Genomic DNA, 22,666 nt, shown 5'->3' on the forward strand with positions numbered 1-22,666 from the left:
CCGCCGCCGCGGCGCAACGGCTCGGCGGCCGCCAGCCAGCGCCCGTCCGGCAGCCGCTCGACACCGGTCGCGGCGCCGATCTCCGGCGTGGCGGCGAAGGCGTGGCCGAGCGCCTCCAGCCGGGCGCGCTCCGGCAGCGCCAGGAAGCCGGGCTCGGCCTGGGTGGCCGCGTTGTTGCGCTGGCTGGCCCGCGGCGCGGCGATCGCCTCGGGCAGGCTCAGGCCGCGGTCGAGCCGGCCGAGCAGCACCTGGAGGGTGGTGGTGATGATGGTCGCGCCGCCGGGCGAGCCGGTGGCCAGCACCGGGACGCCGTCGCGCAGCACGATGGTCGGCGACAGCGAGGAGCGCGGGCGCTTGCCGGGGCCGGGCAGGTTGGGGTCGGGCACCCCGGGGACGAGCGGGACGAAGCTGAAGTCGGTCAGCTCGTTGTTGAGCAGGAAGCCCCGGCCGGGCACGGTGATGCCGCTGCCGCCGGTCTGCTCCAGGGTGAGCGTGTAGGACACGATGTTGCCCCAGCGGTCGGCCACCGTGAGGTGACTGGTGCTCAGGCCCTCGTACGACTCGGGCACCGCCGGGCCGGCGCTCGCGCAGGCGGCCGGGTGGCGCGGGTCGCCGGGGGCGAGCGGGCTGGTGAGCGCCCGGTCGGGGCTGATCAGGCAGGCCCGGGCGGCGGCGTACCGCGGGGAGAGCAGTTCGTTCACCGGGACGTCGGAGAAGGCGGGGTCGCCGACCCAGCGGTTGCGGTCGGCGAAGGAGATCCGGGAGGCCTCCAGGAAGTGGTGGTAGTACTGGGTGGCGTCGAGGGCGGAGAGCTCGCCGTCCTCCAGGATGCCCAGCGCCTCGCCGACGGTGGTGCCGCCGGAGCTGGACGGGGCGATGGAGTAGACGTCCCAGTCCCGGTAGGCGACGTGGGTGGGCCGCTGGCGGCGCACCCGGTAGCCGGCCAGGTCGGCGGCGTCCACCCGGCCGGGGCGGGCGTTGCGGCCGGAGGCGGGGTCGACCGGCGGGTGCTGGATCGCCCGGACGACGTCGGCGCCGAGCGCGCCCCGGTACAGCGCCCCGGTGCCCTCCTTCCCGAGCAGCCGGTAGGTGGCGGCGAGGTCGGGGTTGCGGAAGGTGGAGCCGACGACGGGCAGGGAGCCGCCGGGCAGGAAGAGCTTCGCGGTGTCCGGGAAGTCCTTGAACCGGGCCTGGTTCAGCGCGGTCTGGTCCTGGAAGGTCTGGTCGACGGTGAAGCCCCGCTCGGCGATCCGCTCGGCGGGTTCGAGCGCGTCGGCGAAGGAGCGCTTGCCCCAGCTGCGCACCGCGGTCTCCCAGGTGGCGGGCGCGCCCGGCACTCCGACGGAGAGGCCGCTGGTGACCGCCTCGGGGAAGGGCAGCGGTTTGCCGCCCTCCAGGAACAGCGCCTCGTCGGCGGTGCGGGAGGCGGTCTCCCGGCCGTCGATGGTGTGCACCCGGCCGGTGGAGGCCTCGTAGTAGACGAAGTAGCCGCCCCCGCCGGGGCCCGCCGAGTAGGGCTCGGTGACCCCGAGCGCGGCGGCGACGGCGACGGCGGCGTCCACCGCGTTGCCGCCCCGGCGCAGCACCTCGATGCCGGCCGCCGTGGCGTCGGCGTCCACACTGGCCACCGCCCCGCCCCAGCCGACCGCCACGGGCGCCTTGGCGGGCGCCGCGGGCCCGGCCTGAACGGGCGCGGCGGCGGAACAGACCAGCGCGGCGGCCAGCGCGAGTGGCGGGGCGGTACGGGCCAGTGCTCTCATCCGGGGCCTCCCGATTCGGCGTCAACTCCGTTGCCACGGAGTGGACTCCGTTGTTTCACAGGAGGCATGGACGGGACAAGACGGCCGTCCCCCGAAGGACGGAACGCCCGTCCGCCGGGGCGCGTCGGCGTGCCCTACGCCGTGCCGCGCTCCACCCGGTGGCGCTTGATGGTGCGGAAGCGCCGGGCCACCTGCCGGGCGAGGTCGGCCGCGCCCACCAGGCCGGCCTCGTTGCCCAGCGCCGCGTGCACGATCTGCGCCTCGGGCCGGAAGCCCCGGCCGGTGAGGGTGCGGCGGAAGGTGTCCCGGGCGGGGCCGAGCAGCAGGTCGCCGGCCTCGGAGACGCCGCCGCCGATGACGAAGCGGCCGGGGTCGAGCCCGGCGGCGAGGTTGGCGATGCCGACGCCGAGCCAGGTGCCGACCTCGTACAGCAGCTCGGTGGCCATCGGATCGCCGGCCCGCGCGGCCTCGGTGACCAGCGGGCCGGTGATGCCCTCGATGCTGCCGCCGGCCCGGGCCAGCAGCGGCTGGACGGTCGGGGACTCCTCGGCGACCAGCTCCCGGGCATCGCGGACCAGGGCGTTGCCGGAGGAGTACTGCTCCCAGCAGCCGCGGTTGCCGCACGGGCAGCGGTGGCCGCCGGGCATCACCTGCATGTGCCCGAACTCGCCCGCCAGGCCGTACTTGCCCCGGTCGACGTGGCCGTCGCGGACCACGGCGCCGCCGATGCCGGTGCCGAGGGTGAGCATCACCATGTGGTCCTCGCCGCGGCCGGCGCCGAAGCGCCACTCGGCCCAGGCGGCGGCGTTGGCGTCGTTCTCCACCACCACCGGGAACCGCAGCCGCTCGCTCAGCGCCTGCCGGAGCGGTTCGTCGCGCCAGTTGAGGTGGGGGGCGAAGAGCACCCGGGAGCGCTCGGAGTCCACCCAGCCGGCCGCCCCGACGCCGACCGCGTGCACGTCGTGGCGGTCGGCGAGCCGGAGCACCAGGTCGACGATGACGTCCTCGACGACCTTGGGGCTCTTGCTCTTGTGCGGGGTGTCGGTGCGCAGCTTCTCCAACACCGTGCCCTCGCCGTCGACCACCCCGGCGACCACCTTGGTGCCGCCGATGTCGACGCCGACGGTGGGCAGCCGCAGGATGCTCGCGGGCAGCGCGCGCCGGCGGCGCTCGGCGCGCGGGCCGAGGCCCAGCAGGTTGGGCAGGACGGGGGGCCGGGCGGGGAGTCCGGGACTGGTCACGGCTGCGGACGCTCCTCGGGGGGAAGGGGTTCGGTGCGCGCCAGCTCGTGGGCGAGCTCGGCGAGGTCGGAGCCGCCGGCCATCTCGGTGGTGAGCTGTTCGAGGGTGATCGCGGCCCGGGGGTGGCTGCCGGCCGTCCGGCCCCGCCTGAGCAGGGTGAAGTGGTCGCCGACCAGGTACGCGTGGTGCGGGTTGTGGGTGATCAGGACGACCCCGAGCCCGGCGTCGCGGGCGGCGGTGACGTACTTGAGGACCACCCCGGACTGTTTGACGCCGAGGGCGGCGGTGGGCTCGTCCAGGATGAGCACGCGGGCGCCGAAGTGGACGGCCCGGGCGATGGCGACGCACTGGCGCTGGCCGCCGGAGAGGGTGCCGATGGGCCGGTCGACGTCGTGCAGGTCGATGCCCATCCGGGCGAGCGCCTCGCGGGTGGTGGCGCGCATGCCGTCGGCGTCCAGGCGCAGGCCGCCCCAGCGGCGGTGGCCCCGCTCGGAGCCGAGGAAGAAGTTGCGCCAGACCGGCATCAGCGGCACCACGGCGAGGTCCTGGTAGACGGTGGCGATGCCGCGGTCGAGGGCCTGGCGCGGGGAGTCGAGCCGGACCTCCTCGCCGCCGATGGCGTACGTGCCCTCGTCGTGCTGGTGCAGCCCGGCGATGATCTTGATCAGGGTGGACTTGCCGGCGCCGTTGTCGCCGAGCACGCAGCTGATCTCGCCGGTGCGCAGGGTCAGCGAGACGTCCTGGAGGGCGCGGACCGAGCCGTAGGTCTTGCCGACGCCGGTCAGGGAGAGCAGCTCGGTCATCGCGGCCCCCGCTCGGCCCGGATCTTGACCCAGGAGTTCAGCAGCGCGGCGAGCAGCAGCATCCCGCCGAGGAAGAACTTGAACCAGTCGGGGTTCCACTGCGCGTACACGATGCCCTTGCTGGTCATGCCGAAGATCAGCGCGCCGAGCGCGGAGCCGGCCACCGACCCGTAGCCGCCGGTGATCAGGCAGCCGCCGATGACGGCCGCGACGATGTAGATCAGCTCGTTGCCGACGCCCTCGCCGGACTGCACGGTGCCGAAGGAGAACAGCAGGTGCTGGCCGAGCACCCAGGCGCAGAAGCCGACGCCCAGGTAGAGCACGGTTTTGGTGCGGGCGACCGGGACGCCGACCGCGCGGGCCGCGGCCGCGTCGCCGCCCACCGCGAAGATCCAGTTGCCGAAGCGGGTGCGCAGCAGCACCCAGCTGCCGACGGCCAGCAGGCCGAGCCACCACCAGACCGTGGCCTTGATCGTCAGCCCGCCGACGGTGACCTCGGAGGCGAACAGCCATCGGCAGGAGGAGAAGCCCTCCATGTCGGCGATCGGCTTGGTGGTGACGGTGCCGGTGATCAGCTTGGTGACGCCCAGGTTGGCGCCGGTGAGCATCAGGAAGGTGCCGAGCGTGACGATGAAGCTGGGGAGCCTCGTCCGGCCGAGCAGCCGGCCGTTGAGCGCGCCCACCGAGAGCGTGACCGCCAGCGACACCAGGACGCCCACCCAGGTGACCGCGGTCAGCTGGTAGGAGACCATCGAGGAGGTGAGCGCGGCGGTGGTGACCAGCACGCCCGCGGACAGGTCGAACTCGCCGCCGATCATCAGCAGCGACACCGGCACCGCCATGATGCCGATGGTCGAGGCCGCGTACAGCACGGTGCCGATCGAGGACGGCCGCAGGAAGCTGTCGGAGGCGGCCGAGAAGAACAGGAACACCGCCACGGCCGCGATCAGCGAGCCCAGTTCGGGGCGGGCCAGCAGCCGGCGCAGCGCCGCCGGACGGTCCTGGGCGAGGACGTCGGTGGTGCTCACCTGGTCCCCCTGGCGACGTGGTCGGCGAGCGCGTCGGCGTCCTCGCGGGTGAGGATCTGCGGGCCGGTCAGCACCGGCCTGCCGCCGCCCAGCATGTCGAGGTTGGAGCGGTACAGCCAGAGCAGGTCGACGCCCTCGTAGCCCTGGAGGTAGGGCTGCTGGTCGACGGCGAAGCCGACGGCGCCGGACTTCAGCCCGGCGACCACCTGGGTGCCCAGGTCGAAGGTGTCCAGCTCGACGCCGCGGTGGGCGTCCTGGATCGCCTGCAGGCCGGTGGCGGCCATCGGGCCGGAGAGGGTGAGCACGGTGTCGATGCCCTGGTCGGCCTGGAGCTTGGCGGCGACGGCGGCCCGGGCGTCGGGCATGTTGACGCCGTCCACGTACAGGGTCTGGAAGGCGCCGCCGAAGCCGCCGCGGGCGCCGGAGCAGCGCTGTTCCTGGCCGACGTTGCCCTGCTCGTGGATGACGCACAGGACGTTCCTGCGCCCGCGCCCGGCCAGCGTGCTGCCGGCGGCCTGGCCGGCGGTGGACTCGTCCTGGCCGATGTGGGTGAGCGCGCCGAAGCGGGCGGAGAACTCCTGGCCGGAGTTGATGGTGATCACCGGGATGCCGGCGGCCTTCGCCTTGGCCAGCACGTCGGCCATCGCCTCGCCCTTGGCGAGGGTGACCAGCAGGCCGTCCACCTTCTGGTCGATGGCGGCCTGGACGAGCTGCACCTGACCCTGGGTCTGGGCGTCGTTGGAGTACAGGAAGGTGATGTTGTCCTTGGCGGCGGCCTGCTCGGCGCCCTTGCGCACGGTGTCCCAGAACGCGTCACCGGCCCCGGCGTGGGTCACCATGGCGACCTTCCAGCGCGGGGTGTTCACGGCGGCGCCGGCGGCGGCCGCGGCCTTGCTGCGGGCCTGCTCGGCGCGCAGGCCGCCGGTGTCGCTGCAGCCGGCCACGGCGGCGAGGAGCGCCAGGGCGGCGCAGGCGGTGCGGAGCCTGCGGATGGGGTGAGGGCTGGTCGTGCTCATGCCCCTAGTCTGTACGGCGGGTACCGGGCCGATCACACCGCCTCGCCCTCGGCGGGCGTCCGTCCGGGCGGTATCGTGCCCCTCCGGGCGCAATCCCGGGAGTTCACCGGGCACGGCGCCGGTCCCGGGCGTGAGGGGTGGCAGACTATGTCCGACCCGAAAGCGGAACATCACCGAAACGTGATGTTCCTCTCAGGTTCCGCTCAGATTCGGATGGCAACCGATCCCCGGTTCCGAACCGTCTGATGCGATTGGAGCGCGTGCCGGGCAAGTGGGAGCCCGGCCGGCTTGCAACCCGGATACGAGAACTTGATGCAACTGACAGGTACGCCATTCTTCGCCCTCACGGTGATCCTCGTACCGATCTCCATCGCCGTGGCGCTGCTGCTCTGGGGGCGGGTCAAGGGCCCGCGACCGGTGCGGATCCTGTCCAGGCTGGTCATGATCGTGTTCTGCCAGGTCACCGCCGTGATGATGGTCTTCGTCATGGTCAACAACGCCAACCTGATCTACGGCAGCTGGGACGACCTGCTCGGCACCGGCAACCACGTCCGGGCCGTGCCGTCGGTGCCGCCGGCCGACCCGACGCCCGGCGCGAGCGGCGCGGCCGCCCCGCCCACCGAGCACCCGAAGATCCTGCAGTCCTTCCGCGGCGTGGACGACCCCAAGGTGCCGGGTGACGTCCAGAAGACCGACCTCAAGGGTCAGCTGTCCGGCATCGACGGCGAGGTCCTGGTCTGGCTGCCGCCGCAGTACAACGACCCGGCGTTCAAGGACAAGAAGTTCCCGGTCGTCGAGCTGATCCCGGGCTTCCCGGGCTCCTCCTCCACCTGGTACGGCACGCTCCGGGTCTCCGAGCAGCTGAAGCCGCTGATGCAGCAGGGCAAGGTCGCCCCGTTCATCCTGGTCTCCCCCCGCACGCTCCTGCTGGGCAGCAGCACCGACGCCGGCTGCACCGACGTGCCGGGCAAGGTCAACGCCGAGACCTGGCTGACCCGCGACGTCCCGCAGATGGTGCTGGACAACTTCCGCGCCGACCCGTCGCCGGAGCGCTGGGCCGTGGCCGGCTACTCGGCCGGCGCCCACTGCGCCACCAAGCTCGCGGTCGCCCACCCCAACCGGTACCGCGCCGGCATCAGCCTCTCCGGCTACAACGACCCGGCCACCGAGGGCAGCTCGCTGGTGGGCAAGGACCCCAAGCTGCGCGAGGCCAACAACCCGGTCAACATGCTCCGCAACGCCGCCCAGCCCCCGAAGGTCGCCCTCTACATGAGCGGCAACAAGGGCGACGGCTACGAGGGCGCGGTCGCGGTGAAGGACGTCGCCAAGGCCCCGACCGTGGTGGTGCCGGTCGAGACCACCGGCCCGCACGCCAGCGACACCTGGAAGCCGATGCTCCCGAGCATCTTCGAGTGGCTGACCACGATCATCCCGGTCCAGTAGGCCGCCCCGCTCCGCCGAGGGGCCCGTCCGCGTTCACCGCGGACGGGCCCCCGGCGTGTGACGGCCCGTCGGGCGGGCTCCCGAACGGCCGTCAGGCCAGTTCCAGCGCCAGGTAGAAGTCGACCCGGTCCTCCAGGCGCGACAGGTCCCGGCCCGTCAACTCCTCGATACGGCCGATCCGGTACCGCAGGGTGTTGACGTGCACGTGCAGCTGGGCGGCGCAGCGCGTCCAGGAGCCGTCCGAGCGCAGGAACGCCTCCAGGGTGCGGACCAGGTCCGCCTGGTGCTCGATGTCGTACGCGATGACCTTGTCCAGCAGGCGGCTGCGGAACGCCCGGCGGACCTCGTCCGGGACGGCGGCCAGCAGCAGCACGTGCGAGGCCAGCTCCTCGGGGCCGGCCACGCAGACCCGGCCGACCCGGGCACCGGCGATCCGGCGGGCGTGCCGGGCCTCCTCCAGGGCGCCGCGCAGCCCGCCGGCCTCGGGCGCGGGGGCGGAGACGCCGAGGGTGATCCGGCCCTCGGAGCCGAGCCCGGCCTCCAGCGGCGCGAGCAGCTCGCGCAGCGCCTCGGCCGGCACCGCGGTGTCCATCGCGGGCATCACCACGACCGCCCCGGTGCCGGCCCCGGCGACCAGCGCCCGGTCGGTCCGCTCGGTCAGGGCCTCCTCCAGCACCGCCCGTACGGCGCCCTCCGGCAGGCCGGTGCCCTCGGCGCTGAGCACCAGCCAGTTACCGCCCTCGGGCGCCTGCGGCCTCGGCTCGGGGCTCTCGTAGCGGGCGGCCATCGCCGAGGAGGCGTACAGGGTGCGGCTGATCTCGGCGGGGTCGGCGTCGCGCTGCAGCAGGGTGAGCACCTCGTCGGCGAGGCGGCGGCGCAGCCGGCGGCCCTCGTCGCGGCGCTGGCGCTCCGCGGCGACCAGCCGGGCGAGGTTCTCGGCGAGCTGCTGGCGCTTGGCGCTCCACTCGGTGACGTCGCCGGCGACGGCGAGCATCCAGTCGGCGAGCGGGACCTCGGCGTCGGGGGCGGCCGCGGCCGGCAGCAGCGAGTACGAGCCGGTGAGCAGCCGGGCCCGGTGCGGGGGCCGGCGGCGCTGGCGCTGGGCACCGAGGTGGGCGCGGACCAGCTGGTCACGGTCCTCGGCGGAGAGCTTGTCGGCCGGGCCGGCGATGACCGCGCCGGTGGGGGTGAGCACCCAGCAGTCCAGGTCGAGGTCGCCGCCGAGCAGGTCCAGCACGGCGTCCAGGCCGCCGCCGCCGGCCGCCGAGACCAGCAGGCGGTGGCGGTCGACCAGAGCGGCGAGGTCGGCGGCGCGGTCGGCGGAGACCTGCCGGCCGATGAACTCGGTGACGGTGCCGAAGGCGATGTCGTCGGGTACCGCCAACAGGGGCATGCGGTGGCGGCCGCAGGCCTCGACGAGGTCCTCGGGGACCGGCCCGACCTCGGCCTCGCCGGCCGCCAGGGCGACCGCGCCGCCGGCCACGATGGTGCGCACGAACCGCTCGGAGTCCTCCGGGGCGGTGCGCCAGAGCATGCCGGTGAGCACCAGTTCGCCGCCGTGCAGGTAGCGGCCCGGGTCGTGCAGGTCCGTGGTCATGACGCCGCTGACCTGCCGGTCCAGCTCGTCCTCGGCCGCGAGCAGCCGCAGTCGGGGCGCTCCGGGGGCGAGCAGGTCACGGACGCGCATCCGCGGACTCCTTCGGCTGGGGGTGGGGGGTGAGGGTGGTGCCCGGGCCGCCGGGGTGCCGTGCGGGGCGCGTCCGGGAGCCGGGGCTCACAGTGTGCACGAGGAATCGTGCTCGGTGTTACGTACCGGAGGACGCCCGGATCACGGGGTCGTAGCTTCGGAATCACGGCCGGATTACGGTCGTAGGTAGCGCCCGGCACACAGCTGGGCTGCGCAATTGTCTTCCTTAGAGGAACGTACAGGATGGCGGGTCGGCCCACAGCCGGGGCTTCATGCCATCGGTGACTGCCAGTGGCCCCCGTCACAGCGGTTCACTGGCCATACGCCGCCGGACACACCCCGGTGACCAGGACACGACGCCGAGGCAACGAGGCGGTAGCCAGGTCCGGGACAACGGGTTCCGGGCACTGTGCCCACCAGTCCGGTCGGCAGACGACTTGAGGAGACACCCGCATGGAGTTCCTTCGGCCCGCTACCTGGGACGAGGCACTCGCGGCGAAGGCTGAGTACCCGACCGCGCTGCCCATCTCGGGCGGCACGGACGTCATGGTCGAGATGAACTTCGACGTGCACCGGCCATCCGCGATTCTCGACCTGAACCGCATCACCGAGCTGGCCCAGTGGGAGAACGACGGCGACGTCGTGAAGCTCGGCGCCTCGGTGCCGTACAGCCGGATCATCGGCGAGCTGTCCGGGCCCCTCCCCGGCCTCGCGCTGGCCGCCCACACGGTGGGTTCGCCGCAGATCCGCAACCGCGGCAGTGTCGGCGGCAACCTGGGCGCGGCCTCCCCGGCCGGCGACTCGCACCCGGCGCTGCTGGCCGCCGGGCGGGACGTGTTCGTCGAGGCGGCCTCGGTGCGCGGCACCCGCCTGATCCCGATCGACGACTTCTACGTCGGGGTCAAGCGCAACAGCCTGGAGGCCGACGAGCTCATCCGCGCGGTGCACATCCCGGTCGCCGACGGACCCCAGCAGTTCTCGAAGATCGGCACCCGCAACGCGATGGTGATCGCGGTCTGCGCCTTCGGTTTCGCCCTCCACCCGAAGAACGGCACCGTCGGCACCGGCATCGGCTCGGCCGCCCCCACGCCGCGCCGCGCCGTGGAGGCCGAGGAGTACCTGCAGGGCGTGCTCGCCGAGCGCGGCCTGTGGGAGTCCGGCGACCTGCTGGGCACCGAGGTGATCCAGCGCTTCGGCGAGCTGGTGAAGGCCGCGGCCTCCCCCATCGACGACGTCCGCGGCACCGCCGACTACCGGCGGCACGCGCTGGCCGTGATGGCCCGCCGCACGCTGACCTGGACCTGGAACGACTACGGCAAGCAGATCAGGAGCGCGGCATGAGGGTGACTTTCACCGCCAACGGCAAGCCCGTCGAGGCGGACGACGTCTGGGAGGGCGAGAGCCTGCTCTACGTGCTGCGCGAGCGGGTCGGCCTGCCGGGCTCCAAGAACGCCTGCGAACAGGGCGAGTGCGGCTCCTGCACGGTCTACCTGGACGGCATCCCGGTCTGTTCCTGTCTGGTCGCGGCCGGCCAGGTGCAGGGCCGCGAGGTCCGCACCGTCGAGGGCCTGGCCGACGAGAACGGCGAGCTGGGCCTGGTCCAGCAGGCGTTCATCGACGCCGGCGCCGTCCAGTGCGGCTTCTGCACGCCCGGCCTGCTGGTGCAGACCGACGCGCTGCTGGCCGACGACCCGCAGCCGAGCGACTCCGACATCCGCGAGGCGCTCTCCGGCAACCTCTGCCGGTGCACCGGCTACGAGAAGATCATGGACGCGGTGCGGCTGGCTTCCGCCCGCACGTGCGCTAAGGCGGCTTCGGAATGAGCACCCGTACGATCCGGGGTCAGAAGAACCTCCAGAACATCGACCAGGTCAGCAAGGACGGCATCGGCGGCTCCCCGCTGCGCCCGGACGGCAACCTGAAGGTCAAGGGCGAGTTCGCCTACTCGTCCGACATGTGGCACGAGGACATGCTCTGGGGCACGGCGCTGCGCTCGCCGCACCCCCGGGCCAACATCCTCTCGGTCGACGTCTCCGAGGCCCTCACGGTGCCCGGCGTCGCCGCGGTGCTCACCCACGAGGACATCCCGGGCTCCAAGTACTACGGCCTGGAGATCCAGGACCAGCCGGCCCTGGCGATCGACAAGGTCCGCTACCACGGCGAGGCGATCGCGCTGGTCGCGGCCGACCACCCGGAGACGGCCCGCCGCGCGGTGAAGAAGATCAAGGTCGAGTACGAGGTGCTCACCCCGATCACCACCGAGGAGCAGTGCCTCGACCCCGCGACCCACGGCTACGTGCACGAGCCGCACGAGTACAAGTCGCACGGGTACGGCAACATCTGCCACGAGCAGAAGCTGGTCTCCGGTCTCGGCGTGACCGACGAGGTGCGCGCGACGGCGGACGTCGTCGTCAGGGGCACCTACGAGGTCGGCATGCAGGACCAGGCCTTCCTCGGCCCCGAGTCCGGCCTGGCGGTGCCCGCCGAGGACGGCGGCGTCGACCTCTACATCGCCACCCAGTGGCTGCACGTGGACCGCCAGCAGATGGCGCCCGTCCTGGGCCTGCCGGAGGAGAAGGTCCGGCTGACCCTGGCCGGCGTCGGCGGCGCGTTCGGCGGCCGCGAGGACCTGTCGATGCAGATCCACGCCTGCCTGCTGGCGCTGCACACCGGCAGGCCCGTCAAGATCGTCTACGCCCGTGACGAGTCCTTCTTCGGCCACGTCCACCGCCACCCCGCCCGGATGACCTACGAGCACGGCGCCACCCGCGACGGCAAGCTGGTCTACGCCGACGCCCGGATCGTGCTGGACGGCGGCGCCTACGCCTCCGCCTCCCCCGCCGTCGTCGGCAACGCCGCCTCGCTGGGCCACGGCCCGTACGTCATCCCGAACGTGCGGATGCACGCCATCGCGCTCTACAGCAACAACCCGAGCTGCGGCGCCATGCGCGGCTTCGGCGCGGTGCAGGCCGCGTTCGGCTACGAGACCCAGATGGACCGCCTCGCCGCCGAGCTGGGCATGGACCCGGTCGAGCTGCGCCAACTGAACGCGATGACCGAGGGCGACTTCATGCCCACCGGCCAGCGGATCGACTCGCCGGCCCCGGTCGCCGAGCTGCTCCAGCGGGTCAAGGACATGCCGCTGCCGCCGCCGCTGGACCTGGACAACTTGGACATCCGCCAGGTGCCGGGCGCGCTGTCCAACACCTCGCACGGCGAGGGCATCGTGCGCGGCGTCGGCTACTCCGTCGGCATCAAGAACGTCGGCTTCTCCGAGGGCTTCGACGACTACTCCACCGCCCGGGTGCGCCTGGAGGTGATCGGCGGCGAGCCGGTCGCCATGGTGCACACCGCGATGGCCGAGGTCGGGCAGGGCGGCGTCACCGTCCACGCCCAGATCGCCCGCACCGAGCTGGGCGTCGAGCAGGTCACCATCCACCCGGCCAACACCGAGGTCGGCTCGGCCGGCTCCACCTCCGCCTCCCGGCAGACCTACATGACCGGCGGCGCGGTGAAGCTCGCCGCCGAGGCGGTCAAGGCCGCGCTGATCGACAAGGGCCGCCGCCGCTACGGCTGGGGGCACCGGGACATCGACCTGATCGGCGGCAAGGTCGTCTCCGAGTCGGCCGGCGTGCTCGTCCCCATGGTCGACCTGCTCGGCGACGAGGCCATCGACCTCACCCGCGAGCACCACCACCGTCCGACCGTCCCCTTCGACAAGGAGACCGGGCAGGGCTTCGGCCACGTCCAGTACACCTTCTGCGCCAACCGCGCGGTGGTCGACGTGGACGTCGAGCTGGGCCTGGTCAAGGTGGTCGAGCTGACCGCCGCCCAGGACGTGGGCAAGGCGCTCAACCCGCTCTCGGTGGTCGGCCAGATCCAGGGCGGCTGCACCCAGGCACTGGGCCTGGCCGTGATGGAGGAGATCATCGTCAAGGACGGGAAGGTGCGCAACGCCTCCTTCACCGACTACCTGATCCCCACCATCCTGGACACCCCGCCGATCCCGGTCGACATCCTGGAGCTGCCCGACCCCAACGCCCCGTACGGGCTGCGCGGCGTCGGCGAGGCCCCCACCGTCTCCGCCACGCCGTCCATCGTCGCGGCCATCCGCAACGCGACCGGCCTCGCGCTCAACCGGATCCCGGTCCGGCCCGAGCACCTGACCGACACGCTCTGACAGACCTCCCCGGGGCGGCGCACGTCTTCCCGGTCGCCCCGGGGCAGCACCACCCGCACCACCACCCACAGCGAAACCAGAGACATGCACCGGATCCGCCGCCCGTCCCACGCCGGGGCCCGGCAGCGCACGCACCACCGCCCGCTGCACACCGTGAGTCGAATCGTCCCCCTGTGCCACACCGATGACTGGCTGTCAGGTCGGCTCGCCCACCCCAACCCCCTTTGAACCTTGGGAGTGGACATGACCCGGATCCCCACGGAGCCCGGCACCACTGAAGACAGACCCGCCGAGGACGACACCCTCACGCCGTCCTCCGCGACACCGCCGAAGAACACGCTCGACGCCTATTTCAAGATCTCGGCCCGGGGCTCCTCCTTCGGCAACGAGCTCCGCGGCGGCCTCACCACCTTCATGGCGATGGCCTACATCATCCTGCTCAACCCGATCCTGCTGTCGGGGGCCGACAAGAACGGCCTCCACCTGGATCACGCGCAGCTGACCACCGCCACCGCGCTGGCCGCCGCCGTCACCACCATCCTGCTCGGTGTGGTCGGCAACGTGCCGCTCGCCGCGGCCGCCGGCCTCTCGGTCTCGGGCGCGATATCCGCCATCGTCGTCCCGCACACCACCTGGCCCCAGGCCATGGGCCTGTGCGTGATCTACGGCCTGCTGATCGTGCTCCTGGTCGTCTCCGGCCTCCGCGAGAAGATCATGAACGGCATCCCCCTGCCGATCAAGCACGCGATCACCATCGGCATCGGTCTGTTCATCGCCCTGATCGGCCTCAACAAGGCCAGCTTCGTCCACCAGGGCAAGGGCCCGCTGCTGTCGCTCGGCCCCACCGGCGAGCTGGCCGGCTGGCCGGTCCTGATCTTCAGCATCACCCTGCTGAGCATCTTCGTCCTGCTGACCCGCAACGTGCGCGGCGCGATCCTGATCGGCCTGGCCGGCGGCACCGCGCTCTCGTTCATCGTCACGGCCGCGGCCGGGATCGACGACAAGGTCTGGGGCCTGCAGGTGCCCAAGTGGCCCGGCAGCCCGGTGGACTCCCCCGACTTCGGGCTCTTCGGCGACGTCGACCTGTTCGGCGCCTTCGGCGGCAGCGGCATGGGCGCGATCAGCGCCTCGGTGGCCGTCTTCACCCTGGTCCTGGCCGGCTTCTTCGACGCGATGGCCACCATCATCGGCGTCGGCACCGAGGCCGGGCTCGCCGACAAGCAGGGCCGGATGCCCGGCCTGAGCAAGGCGCTGTTCGTGGACGGCGCGGGCGGCGCGATCGGCGGCGTCGCCGGCGCCTCCGGCCAGACCGTCTTCGTGGAGTCCGCCACCGGCGTCGGCGAGGGCGCCCGCACCGGGCTCGCCTCGGTGGTCACCGGCGGCTTCTTCGCCCTGATGCTGTTCTTCACCCCCATCGCCGGCATGGTGCCGGTGCAGGTCGCCTCGGCCGCCCTGGTGGTCATCGGCTCGATGATGATGAGCCAGGCCCGGCACATCGACTGGTCGGACCGCGAGGTCGCCATCCCGGCCTTCCTCACCTGCGTGCTGATGCCGTTCACCTACAGCATCACCGCCGGTGTCGCCGCCGGTGTGATCGCCTACTGCGCGATCAAGGCCGGCCGCGGCAAGTGGCGCGAGCCCGGTCCGCTGATGTGGATCCTCACCGCCGTCTTCCTGGTCTACTTCGCCCTCACGCCCATCAAGTCCTGGCTGGGCGTGCACTAGGTCGCTGTCGCCGCCGTACGGGAAAACCTCCCGTACGGCGGCACCCCCGTTACCCTCGATATAGCGTCAAGGAGCACCGGACATGCACGACATCGCCGAGCAGCTGCAGGCCTGGCACGCGTCGGGCCGCTCCTTCGCCGTGGCCACGGTGGTCGGGGTCTCCGGCAGCGCCCCGCGCGACCCCGGTGCCGCCCTCGCCGTCGACGCCGCCGGCGAGGCGATCGGCAGCGTCTCCGGCGGCTGCGTCGAGGGGGCCGTGTACGAGCTGTGCCGCAGCGCCATCGCCTCCGGCGAGCCGGTGCTGGAACGCTTCGGCTACAGCGACGAGGACGCCTTCGCGGTCGGCCTGACCTGCGGCGGGATCCTGGACGTCTTCGTCCAGCCGGTCGTCCCCGGCGCCGGCGCCGGCCTGGACGCCGGCATCGCGTACCTCGCCTCCGGCACCCCGGTCGCCCTCGCCCGGGTCGTCGACGGCCCGCCCGGCCTGGCCGGCGCCACCGTCGCGGTCACCGCCGACACCCACCACGGCAGCCTCCGCCCGGCGTCCTCCTCCGGCCCGTCGCCCGCCACCGCCCTCCCCGCGGCCCGCTACGCCCGGCACCTCCCCGCGCTGGAGCGCGCCGTGGTCACCGAGGCCCGCGCCATGCTGGACGCCGGCCGCACCGGCCGGGTCGTCCTCGGCCTCGACGGCCGCCCCTGCGACGAGGAGGGGCGCGGCACCGTCACCGTCTTCGTCGAGTCGTACGTCCCCGCGCCCCGGATGCTGGTCTTCGGCGCCATCGACTTCGCCGCCGCCGTGGTGCGGATCGGCAGGTTCCTCGGCTACCACGTCACCGTCTGCGACGCCCGCCCGGTCTTCGCCACCGCCCGCCGGTTCCCCGACGCCGACCAGGTCGTCGTCGACTGGCCGCACCGCTACCTGGACTCCCAGCTGGAGCGCCTCGACGGCCGCACCGTGATCTGCGTGCTCACCCACGACGCCAAGTTCGACATCCCGCTGCTGGAGCGGGCCCTGCGGCTGCCGGTCGGCTACGTCGGCGCGATGGGCTCCCGCCGCACCCACCGCGACCGTGAGGCCCGGCTGCGCGAGGTCGGCCTCACCGAGGCCGAGATCGGCCGGCTGCGCTCCCCCATCGGCCTCGACCTCGGCGCCCGCACGCCCGAGGAGACCGCCGTCTCGGTCGCCGCCGAGATCGTCGCCCACCGCCGCGGCGGCAGCTGCCTGCCGCTCAGTGCCGGCGACGGCCCGATCCACCACGACCTCGCCCGGGTCGAGGAGCCGGCCGCCGCCCCCGACGCGGCCTGAGCCCCCGGCGCGCGGCCCTCAGGGCGTGACGATGTTGTAGGCCTCGCAGATCAGCGGAGGGTCGGCCGGGATGCCGACCTCGGCCAGGATCGGCAGCAGGACCGCGACGAAGTGCTCCAGCGCCTCCCGGGACTCCCACACGTCCGTGACGTGCCAGCCGCCGTCCGGGGTCGGCCCGGCCGCGTGCAGCAGCAGACCGCGCACCGGCCAGTCCCGGGGTTCGTTCAGCCCGGTCCCGCCGGTGAGGCGGTCGACGGCCTCGTCGTACTGGGCCCGGGACGCCCCGGAAAGGTCGAACAACGCGATGACCGCCATGACGGGGCTCCTTGCCGTACCGGGCTCGCTGCCGACTCCAGTGCAGCCCCGGGCCCGTCCCCCCGGCCAACGCAACGCGGCAGCCGGGTGAATCCCGGCGCGGCCCGATACACGGCCCGGCACGCGGCCCCGCGCGGGGTCAGTCCGCGACGGCCAGCCGGACGCCGAAACCGACCACCACCACACCGGTCACCCTGTCCATCGCGCGGCGGGCCGCGGGGCGGCGCAGCCAGCCGCGGACGGCCTTGGCGAAGCCCACCAGCACGGCCGACCAGAGCAGCCCCTCCACGACGTGCACGCAGGTCAGCGCCACCCCGGCGGCGAAGTGCGGGGCCCCGGCCGGGATGAACTGCGGCAGCACGGCCACGTAGAACACGCCGACCTTGGGGTTCAGCAGGTTGGTGAGGGTGCCGCGGCGCCAGCCGTGCAGCAGCCCGTCGGAGCCGGCCGGGCCGTCCTCCTCCGCGGCCGGCTCCCCGCCCCGGTCGCGCAGCATCCCGATGCCCATCCAGATCAGGTACGCCGCCCCCGCCCAGCGCAGCACCTCGTACGCCAGCTGGGAGGCCGTGAGCAGCGCGGTGACGCCGGCCGAGGTGAGGGTGCCCCAGAGCAGCGTCCCGGTCTGGATGCCGAGCACCACCCCCCAGGCCTGCCGCCGGCCGGCCAGCGCCGAGGTGCGCAGGATCAGCGCGGTGTCGAGCCCGGGGGTGAGCGTGAGCAGCCCCACGACGAGGGCGAAGGACCAGAGCGCGGCCGTCATCTCCATGGCCCGGATCGTAGGGCCCCGGCCGCGCGCCCGCCGCCGGTTTTTACAGCGGCCGGACGTGCTCGGCGACCGGGCGGCCCTCCTGTTCGGTCGGGTCGAACTCCACCCGCTGTCCCTCGGTGAGCGTCCGCTCGACCTCGCCCACGATCGAGTCGAAGTACACGTACAGCTCCGGCCCGCCGTCGTCCGGCGTGATCATCCCGTAGCTGTGGTCCCGGTGGTACGCGGTCACCGTGCCCGTGGCCATGAGTCCTCCTCGGAGTACGTCCCAGCAGTGCCCCTCAGGAGTACCAAACCCCCCGCCCCGATCCACGGAACACGCCCGACGTTCAGTCGGCCGTGCCCGCAGGCACGACCCACCGGGTGGGCCGGCCGGTCACTGCGGCGCGTCGTCGATCAGGTAGCGCCCCCTCACGCCGTCCGGTCCAGCCTGTGTTCCGAGGGACCGGTGAGATCGGGCAGGCCGCCCTCGGCCAGCCAGTCGAGGAAGGATTCCCGGCGACGGCGCTTGATCGCGTCCTCCAGTGCCGCGTTGACGGTCGCGACCTCGGTGGTCGTCCCGAAGATCTCCGCAGCCTCGGCGAGCAGCTGGTCGTTGACGTCCATCACGGTGCGGGCCATGAGCGGCCTCCTCGGGCTGGCGGGCCTGCGATATCGATGTCCATCGTCATCGATATCGCAGGCCCGGCGCTCAGGTCACGTTCAGGCGGGCGGCGAGGCGCAGGAGGCCCGGGGAGAGGCGGCTGAGGAGGCGGGCGGCGCGGGCCTCGGGGGTGACCGGGACGACCGCGCGGTCGTCGCGGACGGCCCGCAGGATCTGGGCGGCGACCTTCTCCGGGGGGAAGCCGCGGCGGGCGTAGAGACGGGCGGCGCGGGCCTGCTTGGCGGCCTGCTGGTCGGCCGTGGTGGCGGAGAAGGTGGAGGTGCGGGTGATGTTGGTGTTGACGATGCCCGGGCAGATGGTGGAGACGCCGACGCCGTGGGCGGCCATCTCGGCGCGCAGGCAGTCGGAGAGCATGAAGACCGCGGCCTTGCTGGTCGCGTACGCGGTGAGCGCCTTGGAGGGCAGGTAGGCGGCGGCGGAGGCCAGGTTGACGATGTGGCCGCCGGCGCCGCGCTCGGCCATCAGGGTGCCGAAGGCGCGGCAGCCGTGGATGACGCCCCACAGGTTGACGTCCAGGACCCGCTGCCACTCCTGGTCGGTGGTCTGCAGGAAGGTGCCGGAGTGGCCGATGCCGGCGTTGTTGACGACGACGTCGGGCACGCCGTGATCGGCGGCGACCTGCTTGGCGAAGGCCTGGACGGCGGGGCCGTCGCTGACGTCGACCCGGTAGGCGTGGGCGCGCGGGCCGATCAGCGAGGCGAGCTCGGCGGTGCGTTCGGCGGCGGCGAGGTCGAGATCGCAGACCACCACGGTGGCGCCGTCCTCGGCGAAGGCGAGCGCGGTGGCCCGTCCGATGCCGCTGCCGCCACCGGTGATCACCACCAGCCGGCCGTCGGTCCGGCGCCCCTCGGTGTGCTGCCCCTCGGCGTGGTGCCCGACCGCGGCGATGTGCTCGCGGACCAGTCCGGCCACCGCGGCCCCCTTCTCCAGCAGCGCGGACCAGTGGGTGGCGTGCAGCCTGCGCCGGGTCAGCCTCGGCACCCAGCGCTCCAGGCCCTCGGAGAGGAACGGCGCCACGTAGTGGTCCTCGGTGAGGGTGATCAGCTGGACCGGCACCTCGGTGGGCCGCTCCCGCGGGGCCCGCAGCACGGGCCGCATGTTGGCCCGGTACAGCTCGATGCCGCGCACCGCGTCCTGGCGCAGGGTGGGCTGCGGGTGGCCGGGGCGCGGGCTCACCCGCTCCAGGTCGCGCAGCACCCGGGGCCAGGCGCGGGCGAGGCCGAGCCGCCAGACGCCCGGGGCCAGGTAGGGCAGATGGAAGGCGGTGATGTACCAGGAGGACAGGCCCTGGGAGATCAGCTGCCTCAGGTGCCGCGGGGTGGGCCGGCGGTAGCGCTCGCGCAGCCAGTGCCCCATGTGGTCCAGGCAGGGGCCGGACATGGTGGTGTACGAGGCGAGGCGGTGCTCGGCGCCGGGCGCGGTGACGGCCTCCCAGGACTGCAGCGAGCCCCAGTCGTGGGCGACCAGGTGCACCGGACGGCCGGGGCTGACCGCGTCGGCGACGGCGAACAGGTCGGCGGCGAGCCGCTCCAGCCGGTAGCCGTCGCGGTCGGCGGGCGCCCCGGAGGCGCCGGCGCCGCGGACGTCGTAGCGCACCACGTGGTGGTCGCGGGCGAGGTCGGCGGCCACGTCGTCCCAGACCGCGTGGGTGTCGGGGTAGCCGTGGACGAGGAGCACGGTGGGCGCGTCCGGGTCGCCGTCCTCGAAGACGGCGAGCGGGAGCCCGCCGGAGTGGACGGTGCGGCGGCGGGGGGTCATGCGGCCTCCTCCAGGGTGGTCCAGCGCCGCACGTGCGGCAGGTCGTCGTCCAGCCAGTAGGCGTCGTCCTCGGTGACGACGAGCAGTTCCTCGAACTTGATCCCCACCTCGCGGAAGCCGATGTGCGGCTCCACGGCCCACAGCCCGGGCGTCGGCGCGTGCCGGGAGGACCGGCCGTCCGCCCAGAGCGGGGAGCGGCCGTGGAGGCGTTCGCCGATCAGCTCGCGGCCGAGCGTCTGGAGTGTACGCACCCCGAAGCCGAACACGGTGACCCCGGCGGGGCCGCGGCTGGTGGTGCGGGTGACCTGGTGGCCGATCACCCGGCCCGGGTAGACCCGGTGGCGGTTGTCGTAGCCGTGCTCGACGAGCTGCGCATCGACGGCCGCGTACACCTCGTCGAGCGGCCGACGGGCGCGGACCTCGGCGAGGATCAGCTCGCGGTAGACCCGGAGGTCGGCGGCGAGGCGGTCCCAGACGGGGTTGTCGCCGACCTTGCCGCCGTAGCCGATGTCGGCGGTGTAGCCGTCGACGACGGGCGCGCAGTCCAGCACGTACGGCATGCCCTCCTCCAGGCGGCGGTCGCCGGCGAAGAACTGCAGCGGGGTGTGGAAGTGGCGGAAGGCCGTCCGGTCGCCGAACCAGGCGAAGGGGACGTGGAAGAAGTCCTGCACCCCGGCGGCGACCAGGCGGCGGCGCAGCTCGGCGGTGGCCTGCCGTTCGGTGACGCCCGGTTCGATCCAGGCGGCGACCTGTTCGGCGCAGTGGTAGGCGAGCTGCTGGGTCTCCCGGAAACGGGCGAGGTCGTGCTCGGTGTAGCGGAAGGCGGGCGGGCGGGGCACGGCTGGCTCCTTGGGGGCGTTTCCTTCGGGTGGTGTCGGGCGGGACGCCCTGGCTCAGAGGTCCAGGACGAGGGTCTCGCCCTCGGCGGCCCGGGAGACGCAGGGCAGCAGGGCGCCGGCGGCGCGCTGCCCGTCGGTCAGCCGGCGGTCGCGGTGCTCGGGGGTGCCGGCCAGTAGCCGGACCTCGCAGGTGCCGCAGAAGCCCTGGTGGCAGGAGTACGGCAGGTCGGGGCGGGCCTCGCGGAGCACGTCCAGCGCGGAGCGGTCGGCGGGGACGTCGAGGGCGGGCCCGTCGGCGCCCAGGCGCAGGGTGAACGGGCGGCCGCCGGTGACCGGCGCGGCGCCGAAGCGTTCGAAGTGCAGGGCGGTGGCGGGCGAGGCGTCCAGGGCCTCCTGGACGGCGGTGAGCATGGGGGCCGGGCCGCAGCAGTAGACGGCGGCGCCGGGCGGGGCGTCGGCGAGCAGTTCGGCGCCGGTGGGCGGGCCGCCGTGCTCGTCGTCGGCGCGCAGCCGGACCCGCCGCGGGTCGAGGGCGCGCAGCTCCTCGGCGTACGGGAGGGTGTCGGCGGTGCGCCCGGTGAGGGTCAGCCGCCAGTCGAGGCCGAGGCGGCGGGCCTCGTGGGCGATGGGCAGCAGCGGGGTGACGCCGATGCCGCCGGCGAGCAGCAGCACGGCGGGTTCGGCGCAGAAGGCGAAGCCGTTGCGGGGGCGGCGGGCGGTCAGCCGGGTGCCGGGGTGGAGGGTGTCGTGGACCTCCCGGGAGCCGCCGCCGCCCTCGGGCAGGCGCCGGACGGCGATCCGGTAGCCGGTGCGGTCGGCGGGGTCGCCGGTGAGCGAGTAGTGGCGCTCGCGTCCGGAGGGCAGCCGCAGCCGCAGGTGGGCGCCGGGCTGCCAGGCGGGCAGCGGGCCGCCGGAGGGGTCGGCGAGGCGCAGTTCGACGACGTCGGGGCCCAATTGCCGGCGGGCGGTGACGGCGAGTGGCAGCGCCGGGGTGGGGCGGGCGGCGGGGCGCCGGGGGTTGCGGCGCAGCAGGGGGCGGCCGAGGGCGGGGGTGTAGCGCTCGCCGAAGGCGGTGAGGCGCTGCAGGAACCGGTCCGGTCCGGGGCGGCCGTAGAGGTCGGGGGGCGGGTTGAGCAGGTCCATCGTGGGCGGGTCCTGTCGGGTTACCGGTGGGCGGCGGCGGCGCGGGCGGCCGGGGAGGTGGCGAGGTAGCCGAGGGCCTGGCTGGAGGAGCCCTCCTGGGTGGGGTGGTAGCCGCGGCGCAGGTAGCGCAGGCCGGAGCGCAGCGAGCGGACCGGGTCGGGCAGCAGGCCGCGCTTGGAGATCCGGTACGCCTCGCCCCAGGTGGGCCGGATCCGGCCGTCGAGGGTGGGGTCGGCGGCGAGCAGGAAGCGGGCGCCGCGCACCCAGAGGTGGAACAGCAGCGGGCCGGAGACCAGCATGCCGCGGACGCGGCGCAGGTAGCCGGGGTCGAGGTGGACCATCAGGTCGTAGGCGACGCTGCGGTGTTCGACCTCCTCGGCGCCGTGCCAGCGCAGCAGGTCGAGCATCGTGGGGTCGGCCTGGGCGCGGTCCAGGCCCGGGGAGTTGAGGGCCCAGTCGCCGAGGAAGGCGGTGAAGTGTTCGATGGCGGCGACGAAGGCGACCCGTTCGATGATGTTCTCGCGGCGCTGGAGGGGCGTCAGGCCGGGCTTCTCGCCGAGGATCCGCCGGAACAGCCAGGAGATCTGCCGGACGTAGGGGCGCGGGTCGAGGCCCTGGCCGAGCAGGTGGTCGAGGACCTCCTGGTGGGCCTCGGCGTGGATGGCCTCCTGGCCGATGAAGCCGAGCACCTCCTCGCGCAGCCGCTCGTCGGTGATCAGCGGCAGGGCGTCCTTGAACACCTGGACGAACCAGCGCTCGCCCTCGGGCAGCAGCAGGTGGAGGACGTTGATGGTGTGGGTGGCCATCGGCTCGTCGGGGATCCAGTGCAGCGGCAGCCGGGACCAGTCGAAGTGGACGTCGCGGGGTTCGAGGACCAGGTCGTGGTGGACGCGGGCGGGGGTGGGGCTGGGCATGAGGGGGCCTCCTGACCTGCGGATGGCGGCTCGGCCCTGGAAAACGTACTCGCGGGTAGGCCCGGCCACAAGGGTTTC

20 protein-coding genes are annotated in these 22,666 nt (G+C 73.7%); 6 read left to right on the forward strand and 14 right to left on the reverse strand.

All coding sequences use genetic code 11. From position 1 onward, the window contains the following. The 5 genes from ggt to ACWEQL_RS20510 form a co-directional block, all read right to left on the reverse strand. Positions 1–1,760, reverse strand: a 1,760-nt coding sequence (ggt, locus tag ACWEQL_RS20490) for a gamma-glutamyltransferase (RefSeq protein ID WP_452151694.1), incomplete at its 3' end; no start/stop codon positions are given. A 134-nt stretch (positions 1,761–1,894) separates the two neighbouring features. Continuing rightward, complete coding sequence (locus ACWEQL_RS20495) at positions 1,895–2,956, reverse strand: ROK family glucokinase (protein WP_452151726.1); 1,062 nt, start codon at positions 2,954–2,956, stop codon at positions 1,895–1,897. A 41-nt stretch (positions 2,957–2,997) separates the two neighbouring features. Continuing rightward, positions 2,998–3,804, reverse strand: coding sequence for an ATP-binding cassette domain-containing protein (locus ACWEQL_RS20500; RefSeq protein ID WP_452151695.1), 807 nt, complete (start codon positions 3,802–3,804; stop codon positions 2,998–3,000). Continuing rightward, complete coding sequence (locus ACWEQL_RS20505; RefSeq protein ID WP_452151696.1) at positions 3,801–4,832, reverse strand: ABC transporter permease; 1,032 nt, start codon at positions 4,830–4,832, stop codon at positions 3,801–3,803. Before ACWEQL_RS20505 ends, ACWEQL_RS20500 begins: the two co-directional genes overlap by 4 nt. Then, entirely contained in the window at positions 4,829–5,824 is a 996-nt protein-coding gene (locus ACWEQL_RS20510; RefSeq protein WP_452151727.1) for a substrate-binding domain-containing protein, read from the reverse strand. The genes ACWEQL_RS20505 and ACWEQL_RS20510 overlap by 4 nt, the downstream gene beginning before the upstream one ends. 336 nt (positions 5,825–6,160) lie before the next feature. Between ACWEQL_RS20510 and ACWEQL_RS20515 the strand changes: the two genes are divergently transcribed. Further along, positions 6,161–7,291, forward strand: a complete 1,131-nt coding sequence (locus ACWEQL_RS20515; protein WP_452151697.1) for an alpha/beta hydrolase — start codon at positions 6,161–6,163, stop codon at positions 7,289–7,291. Between the two features lie 91 nt (positions 7,292–7,382). Here the strand turns inward: ACWEQL_RS20515 and ACWEQL_RS20520 are convergent, their stop codons facing one another. Beyond that, entirely contained in the window at positions 7,383–8,978 is a 1,596-nt protein-coding gene (locus ACWEQL_RS20520; RefSeq protein WP_452151698.1) for a PucR family transcriptional regulator, read from the reverse strand. A 453-nt stretch (positions 8,979–9,431) separates the two neighbouring features. Between ACWEQL_RS20520 and ACWEQL_RS20525 the strand changes: the two genes are divergently transcribed. From ACWEQL_RS20525 to ACWEQL_RS20545, 5 genes are all read left to right on the forward strand, one after another. After that, positions 9,432–10,319 carry an FAD binding domain-containing protein gene (locus ACWEQL_RS20525; RefSeq protein ID WP_452151699.1) on the forward strand — a complete coding sequence of 296 codons (888 nt, stop codon included), beginning with the start codon at positions 9,432–9,434 and terminating at the stop codon, positions 10,317–10,319. Continuing rightward, a complete protein-coding gene (locus ACWEQL_RS20530) occupies positions 10,316–10,801 on the forward strand; it encodes a (2Fe-2S)-binding protein (RefSeq protein ID WP_452151700.1) in 486 nt (161 codons plus the stop codon). Before ACWEQL_RS20525 ends, ACWEQL_RS20530 begins: the two co-directional genes overlap by 4 nt. Further along, positions 10,798–13,158, forward strand: coding sequence for a xanthine dehydrogenase subunit D (pucD, locus tag ACWEQL_RS20535; RefSeq protein ID WP_452151701.1), 2,361 nt, complete (start codon positions 10,798–10,800; stop codon positions 13,156–13,158). Before ACWEQL_RS20530 ends, pucD begins: the two co-directional genes overlap by 4 nt. Before the next feature lie 243 nt (positions 13,159–13,401). Next, the gene (locus ACWEQL_RS20540) at positions 13,402–14,883 is read left to right on the forward strand and encodes an NCS2 family permease (protein ID WP_452151702.1); all 1,482 of its coding nucleotides are present in this window, start codon (positions 13,402–13,404) and stop codon (positions 14,881–14,883) included. Between the two features lie 82 nt (positions 14,884–14,965). Beyond that, positions 14,966–16,189: an XdhC family protein gene (locus ACWEQL_RS20545; protein ID WP_452151703.1), complete on the forward strand. Its 1,224-nt coding sequence runs from the start codon at positions 14,966–14,968 to the stop codon at positions 16,187–16,189. Between the two features lie 18 nt (positions 16,190–16,207). Here the strand turns inward: ACWEQL_RS20545 and ACWEQL_RS20550 are convergent, their stop codons facing one another. The 8 genes from ACWEQL_RS20550 to ACWEQL_RS20585 form a co-directional block, all read right to left on the reverse strand. After that, the gene (locus ACWEQL_RS20550; protein WP_452151704.1) at positions 16,208–16,504 is read right to left on the reverse strand and encodes a hypothetical protein; all 297 of its coding nucleotides are present in this window, start codon (positions 16,502–16,504) and stop codon (positions 16,208–16,210) included. Positions 16,505–16,643: 139 nt separating this feature from the next. Further along, a complete protein-coding gene (locus ACWEQL_RS20555) occupies positions 16,644–17,270 on the reverse strand; it encodes a LysE family translocator (protein WP_452151705.1) in 627 nt (208 codons plus the stop codon). Positions 17,271–17,313: 43 nt separating this feature from the next. Then, complete coding sequence (locus tag ACWEQL_RS20560; protein ID WP_452151706.1) at positions 17,314–17,517, reverse strand: cold-shock protein; 204 nt, start codon at positions 17,515–17,517, stop codon at positions 17,314–17,316. A gap of 164 nt (positions 17,518–17,681) precedes the next feature. Next, positions 17,682–17,891: a type II toxin-antitoxin system VapB family antitoxin gene (locus ACWEQL_RS20565; protein ID WP_452151707.1), complete on the reverse strand. Its 210-nt coding sequence runs from the start codon at positions 17,889–17,891 to the stop codon at positions 17,682–17,684. A gap of 70 nt (positions 17,892–17,961) precedes the next feature. Next, positions 17,962–19,692, reverse strand: coding sequence for an SDR family oxidoreductase (locus ACWEQL_RS20570; RefSeq protein ID WP_452151708.1), 1,731 nt, complete (start codon positions 19,690–19,692; stop codon positions 17,962–17,964). Further along, complete coding sequence (locus ACWEQL_RS20575; RefSeq protein ID WP_452151709.1) at positions 19,689–20,531, reverse strand: M24 family metallopeptidase; 843 nt, start codon at positions 20,529–20,531, stop codon at positions 19,689–19,691. The genes ACWEQL_RS20570 and ACWEQL_RS20575 overlap by 4 nt, the downstream gene beginning before the upstream one ends. Before the next feature lie 54 nt (positions 20,532–20,585). Then, positions 20,586–21,674 (reverse strand): PDR/VanB family oxidoreductase, encoded by a 1,089-nt coding sequence (locus ACWEQL_RS20580; protein ID WP_452151710.1) that lies wholly within the window; start codon positions 21,672–21,674, stop codon positions 20,586–20,588. A 20-nt stretch (positions 21,675–21,694) separates the two neighbouring features. Continuing rightward, positions 21,695–22,588 carry a metal-dependent hydrolase gene (locus tag ACWEQL_RS20585; protein ID WP_452151711.1) on the reverse strand — a complete coding sequence of 298 codons (894 nt, stop codon included), beginning with the start codon at positions 22,586–22,588 and terminating at the stop codon, positions 21,695–21,697. Positions 22,589–22,666 lie beyond the last annotated feature (78 nt).

The sequence above is a fragment of the Kitasatospora sp. NPDC004240 genome, from assembly GCF_053603215.1.

What these genes read in the sequence shown, in the direction of transcription:
- ACWEQL_RS20500 (WP_452151695.1), bottom strand. Translation starts at nt 3,804, where the DNA reads ATGACCGAGCTGCTCTCCCTGACCGGCGTCGGCAAGACCTACGGCTCG.
- ACWEQL_RS20515 (WP_452151697.1), top strand. Translation starts at nt 6,161, where the DNA reads ATGCAACTGACAGGTACGCCATTCTTCGCCCTCACGGTGATCCTCGTA.
- ACWEQL_RS20550 (WP_452151704.1), bottom strand. Translation starts at nt 16,504, where the DNA reads ATGGCGGTCATCGCGTTGTTCGACCTTTCCGGGGCGTCCCGGGCCCAG.
- ACWEQL_RS20555 (WP_452151705.1), bottom strand. Translation starts at nt 17,270, where the DNA reads ATGGAGATGACGGCCGCGCTCTGGTCCTTCGCCCTCGTCGTGGGGCTG.
- ACWEQL_RS20565 (WP_452151707.1), bottom strand. Translation starts at nt 17,891, where the DNA reads ATGGCCCGCACCGTGATGGACGTCAACGACCAGCTGCTCGCCGAGGCT.
- ACWEQL_RS20540 (WP_452151702.1), top strand. Translation starts at nt 13,402, where the DNA reads ATGACCCGGATCCCCACGGAGCCCGGCACCACTGAAGACAGACCCGCC.
- ACWEQL_RS20560 (WP_452151706.1), bottom strand. Translation starts at nt 17,517, where the DNA reads ATGGCCACGGGCACGGTGACCGCGTACCACCGGGACCACAGCTACGGG.
- ACWEQL_RS20545 (WP_452151703.1), top strand. Translation starts at nt 14,966, where the DNA reads ATGCACGACATCGCCGAGCAGCTGCAGGCCTGGCACGCGTCGGGCCGC.
- ACWEQL_RS20585 (WP_452151711.1), bottom strand. Translation starts at nt 22,588, where the DNA reads ATGCCCAGCCCCACCCCCGCCCGCGTCCACCACGACCTGGTCCTCGAA.
- ACWEQL_RS20530 (WP_452151700.1), top strand. Translation starts at nt 10,316, where the DNA reads ATGAGGGTGACTTTCACCGCCAACGGCAAGCCCGTCGAGGCGGACGAC.
- ACWEQL_RS20570 (WP_452151708.1), bottom strand. Translation starts at nt 19,692, where the DNA reads ATGACCCCCCGCCGCCGCACCGTCCACTCCGGCGGGCTCCCGCTCGCC.
- ACWEQL_RS20580 (WP_452151710.1), bottom strand. Translation starts at nt 21,674, where the DNA reads ATGGACCTGCTCAACCCGCCCCCCGACCTCTACGGCCGCCCCGGACCG.
- ACWEQL_RS20525 (WP_452151699.1), top strand. Translation starts at nt 9,432, where the DNA reads ATGGAGTTCCTTCGGCCCGCTACCTGGGACGAGGCACTCGCGGCGAAG.
- ACWEQL_RS20520 (WP_452151698.1), bottom strand. Translation starts at nt 8,978, where the DNA reads ATGCGCGTCCGTGACCTGCTCGCCCCCGGAGCGCCCCGACTGCGGCTG.
- pucD (WP_452151701.1), top strand. Translation starts at nt 10,798, where the DNA reads ATGAGCACCCGTACGATCCGGGGTCAGAAGAACCTCCAGAACATCGAC.